Origin of the sequence: Massilia sp. TWP1-3-3 (assembly GCF_049897805.1) — a bacterium.
Taxonomy (GTDB): domain Bacteria; phylum Pseudomonadota; class Gammaproteobacteria; order Burkholderiales; family Burkholderiaceae_D; genus Telluria_A.
The window spans coordinates 1-3,972 of the sequence record NZ_JAFCWX010000078.1 but is presented as its reverse complement, the minus strand read 5'-3'; the positions used below and the strand labels follow the sequence as shown (position 1 = coordinate 3,972).

Annotated in this window: 4 protein-coding genes; all 4 read left to right on the top strand. The window is 51.9% G+C overall.

Annotated features, from left to right (window positions below; all coding sequences use genetic code 11):
- Nucleotides 1-482: 482 nt before the first annotated feature.
- Nucleotides 483-851 (top strand): hypothetical protein, encoded by a 369-nt coding sequence (locus ACP7D4_RS27605; RefSeq protein WP_426212610.1) that lies wholly within the window; start codon nt 483-485, stop codon nt 849-851.
- Nucleotides 852-1,266: 415 nt separating this feature from the next.
- The gene (locus ACP7D4_RS27600) at nt 1,267-2,541 is read left to right on the top strand and encodes a hypothetical protein (RefSeq protein WP_426212609.1); all 1,275 of its coding nucleotides are present in this window, start codon (nt 1,267-1,269) and stop codon (nt 2,539-2,541) included.
- Between the two features lie 427 nt (nt 2,542-2,968).
- The gene (locus tag ACP7D4_RS27595; protein WP_426212608.1) at nt 2,969-3,394 is read left to right on the top strand and encodes a hypothetical protein; all 426 of its coding nucleotides are present in this window, start codon (nt 2,969-2,971) and stop codon (nt 3,392-3,394) included.
- 22 nt (nt 3,395-3,416) lie between these two features.
- On the top strand, nt 3,417-3,972 hold a 556-nt coding region (locus ACP7D4_RS27590; protein ID WP_426212607.1), incomplete at its 3' end, for a hypothetical protein.

The following is a 3,972-nucleotide window of genomic DNA, read 5'->3' as shown; positions in this document are numbered from 1 at the left end:
TCGTGGGACAGTCCAGTCAGGTCGGGAGAAGAAGGTTTCGTTGCCATGCCAGCATGATGAACGCGATCACAATTGTTTACAACTAATTTCTGCCGGTCATAGGGGCTGAACAGTCACCTAGATCCTTACCTGCAAGTATCAAAAGAAAAACTTCGGCGAGCGTTCGCAGACGTATTATGATCATGCAACGTTATTTTTTTGATAGTTAGGAAGATTGGCGCGGTCATTGACCGTTGAAAATAACCCAGTTCCCGTAGGTGCCCCGATCCGGCCGGCAGCCGGTCTTTTGTGGAGGATATGATGGCAAAGAACCCTGTTCCACTAAACGCTCCAAGTAAAGTTCCCAATCAACCGTCAGGCGGCGGTCGCGGCAACAATCCTCAGAAAGGCAAATAGCTACAGGCGCGTCTGAAGTGAGCGGAAAGTCCCCTAGCAGCACTCGCAGCCCGCATAACGGGCCTGACGGTTAAGGAGAATCACACATGCAAACAAAATTCGATTTCCTGGTGTACGCAGCACTCGCGGCTGTTGTGGTGGTAATGGCCATGGGAGCCTGGGTCATCAAGAGCACACCTGAGGAAGCAGATATCGAAACGCGCAAGCTGCGCTTCGCGGCGGCGACCTTCACTGGCATCACGATGTTGTTTGTGTTCGTGTCGGTTCTGTATTTCGCCGACGAGCCGAACGGGCCGGGCCAGCAGATTTTCGACAAGGGATTTACCGCGATGTTCACCCTCGCCGGAACTATCGTTGGATATCTTTTTGGTTCGAACCGTTCAGTGCGAGCAGCACCCTCAACGCCGTCCCCAATGCAGGGTCCTCAACTCGATGATTCTGTTACCAACCGATAGATACAGGGCGTTCAGCCGGGACCATTACACATCACATGTGCAACGCGCTCTAGGCGTGCGTTACCACCCGAGAAAAATATGGCTTATCTGCTCTCGACGATGGGGACCAAGGTCCAGTGGTAGCTAGTTGACATTGGAGGCCGTGCTGGCATCGCCGGTCTGCAAAAAGGGCGAGTTCGACGTCGTCGATGTCCTGGACTTGGAAGTGGTCCAAGCTTTGGCGACAAGAAAACGCCAAAAAAATTGGCAATGGCGATCGGACTTTAGACGTGGCGCTATGTGAAGATGGATGGGCCAAAACAAGTTCTTATTGAGCTGTGAATCCGTGGTTTGGCTGACGCGACATTATAAAGGAAATGCGCGATAGGTTGCGCCCGTTACCTGGCCGGTCGCCAGTGCTCAGAAAGGTCACTAGATGAAATTTTTTCTAAAGATCGTTGCAGCCTTGTCAATTTCATTGTTTTTGTCATCGTGCGCTTACCGCACTGATTACATCAAGCAGGAAGGGGGGCGGTTCCATGAACCAAAGGATTTTGTCGTTCAGGTTGACGATGATGGGAAGATTTGGGATAAACAGGCTGCGGAACGCGCAGTTGACACCATCCGCTCCTCGGCCAAATCAAAGAATACGATAGTGTTGGTTTTCGTCCATGGCTGGCATCACAATGCAGATATTGATGATTCAAACGCAATTAAATTTTCGGAATCGCTTGCCAAAACAAGATCCACCCTGGACGATGCTTCAAATGGCGATGCTGGTCCGTATACGCGTTCGCGAAAAAGCCTAACCGGAGACGGGAGTCTAAATGTTATTGGGATATACGTCGGGTGGCGCGGTCGCTCCCTCCCCATGCCACTAGACTTCGGTACTTTCTGGGGACGGAAGCTGGCGGCTGAGCGAGTTGGGCAAGGCGAGCTGAATGAGTTCCTCAAGTCAATTAACGAGATCTATCGAGATCGAGCAAAAGCTAGACTTGAATCGAGTAGAACGCCATTTATGGGGCTAGTTACGTTTGGACACAGTTTCGGAGGTCAGGTAGTGTTCAAGACGGTTGTCGAAACGATCGAAACAGAATTAAAATCTAATAAAACCGGACCGTTGCAAGGTTTTGGAGACCTTACTGTATTGGTAAATCCTGCACTCGAAGCAGCGCAGTATGACGATATCCATCAGATGGCATCCCTGCGCAGCTACGAAAAATCACAAGCTCCAATAATGTTGGTAATTTCATCTCAAGGCGACTGGGCGCGCAAATGGCTCTTTCCTTTGGGTCGCCTACTCGGATCGACTGTCAAACGGAAACCAGAAGATGAGCGATGGCCGCTATGGGGGAAAGCGCTTGGAGAATATACGCCGCATCGAACTCATGTGATGAGCGTGAGATTAGGGGAGCCAGTAACCGAACAATCTTTTGATCCTGCGGAATATGAGCGCAGTCCATGCACAGTTGCGCAGCGTGATCTCTCTGCGGCCAGAACGTTTGGGAATGTGAAATTCACGCCGCTCGACGCTCATACCGCATACAGCCCTTTTATTGTCGCATACACGGATAACGATCTTGTCATAGGACACAGTGGTGTGTTCGAAGACTCCCTGCGTAGCTTTATCAATGATTATGTCGCTTTAACTCAAGGAAAAAAAATGGTGGTCGGAGGGAAAAACGTGCCATGTAAGGATAGCGCTGATTGATCTGAAGTAAGCGGCCGGCCCACCCACCTATTATTTCCTGATCGGCAGCGGCACACTCTTCTCGTTTAAATTTCGGGATGAAAGAGATTCGCGCGCGAAAACGCGCATCGGGGCGATGGAAATACTGATCCCCGCCTTGTGGGGATCAGCTGACGCAGCACCTATGTTATTCGCTTAATCGAACAAAGGAAAATTATGAAGAGCACTCAAATAAACGTAGAAATTCTTACAAAAAATTAACGTGAGCGCCGCGAGACGAGACGTACCGATCGCCAGTAAGAAGATATGCAGAATGATCCTAAGATTCGACGTCCGGTGCCGGCTGCTGGTGTTTCGAATGCTGGGGCAGGTCTGCGAATTTAGGTTCTCGGCAAAAAACCGTAGGATCGACACCAGTCATAGTGCTGTAACCGAAGAGACCCGACAAATGCCTGAAGATATTGATCCAGAATCCAAAGTGCGAAGTCTTGCCGTTACTGTCGTGGCGCAATCTTCCGATTCTGAGCGCATTGCACTTTTAAAGTGGGCGGAAGAAATGCGCGCGATCGTGAACCGCCCTGGATCACTGATTAAAAAGGCGACGTCCGCGATTCAACTAACTGCGCATTCGAAGGTTTTGCTGCCGATCATGAAGCTGGCGGGTGGCGAACTAAAGCGACTCGGCTGGGATGACCGTGGACTTCCAGCACGTATCGCAATAGGCGCCGCAGGCGCGGCATTGACGCTCTCCGGCAGCGGTGCCGGTATTGCAGCGCTTGGTGGGGCAATTGGCGGTCGGCTGTGGGTAGTTTTCGGTGCCGGGGGCGCTTTTGTTGGCGTGATTATTGACGAACTAAACAAGCCTAAAAAGTAGTGCGCGGGGAGATAGGAAAAACATGCGCCGCACCTTCGCCTTGATGACAGCCGCTCTCGTTCTGACATTCGTTTCCTTCTCAGCAGCAGCGCAATCGCGGGAGGTGGTCGAGTGCGAGCACCAGATGAATGAACGCGGCGCCGCAATGGCTGCGCGGGATTGGGTGAGCATGGAGAAGTTCGCGAACGTGTTTATCAAAAAATGTCAGCGGGCTGCGACTTCGATCGACATCTCGAAGGCATACTGGGAATCCTCCGTCGCCGCGGAACAACTTGGGCGACCCGCAGCGGCGCTGAAGTACATCGACGGGTGCATTTCGGTCGCATACTCGAACGGAACCTGCCATGTGCAGAAAGTGCTAGTACTAAAGGGGATGAAGCGCACGGAAGAAGCGCGACGGCTAATCGCGCCCACTTGTTACGTTCCGCAGTATTTTAGGGGCGGCGTACCATCCTATTCGAGGTTGAATTTTCGAACTTGTCGCGATGTTTTTTCGGAGGACCTTTTCCGCCGGCGTTCATGGGGCGGGAGCATTACAGTGGCGGCAGATTTGGTTCCGTGGCCGACCGCTCTGGAGG

Excerpts from the sequence above, each read along its gene's own strand:
- ACP7D4_RS27605 (WP_426212610.1), top strand. The coding sequence starts at position 483 with ATGCAAACAAAATTCGATTTCCTGGTGTACGCAGCACTCGCGGCTGTT.
- ACP7D4_RS27600 (WP_426212609.1), top strand. The coding sequence starts at position 1,267 with ATGAAATTTTTTCTAAAGATCGTTGCAGCCTTGTCAATTTCATTGTTT.
- ACP7D4_RS27595 (WP_426212608.1), top strand. The coding sequence starts at position 2,969 with ATGCCTGAAGATATTGATCCAGAATCCAAAGTGCGAAGTCTTGCCGTT.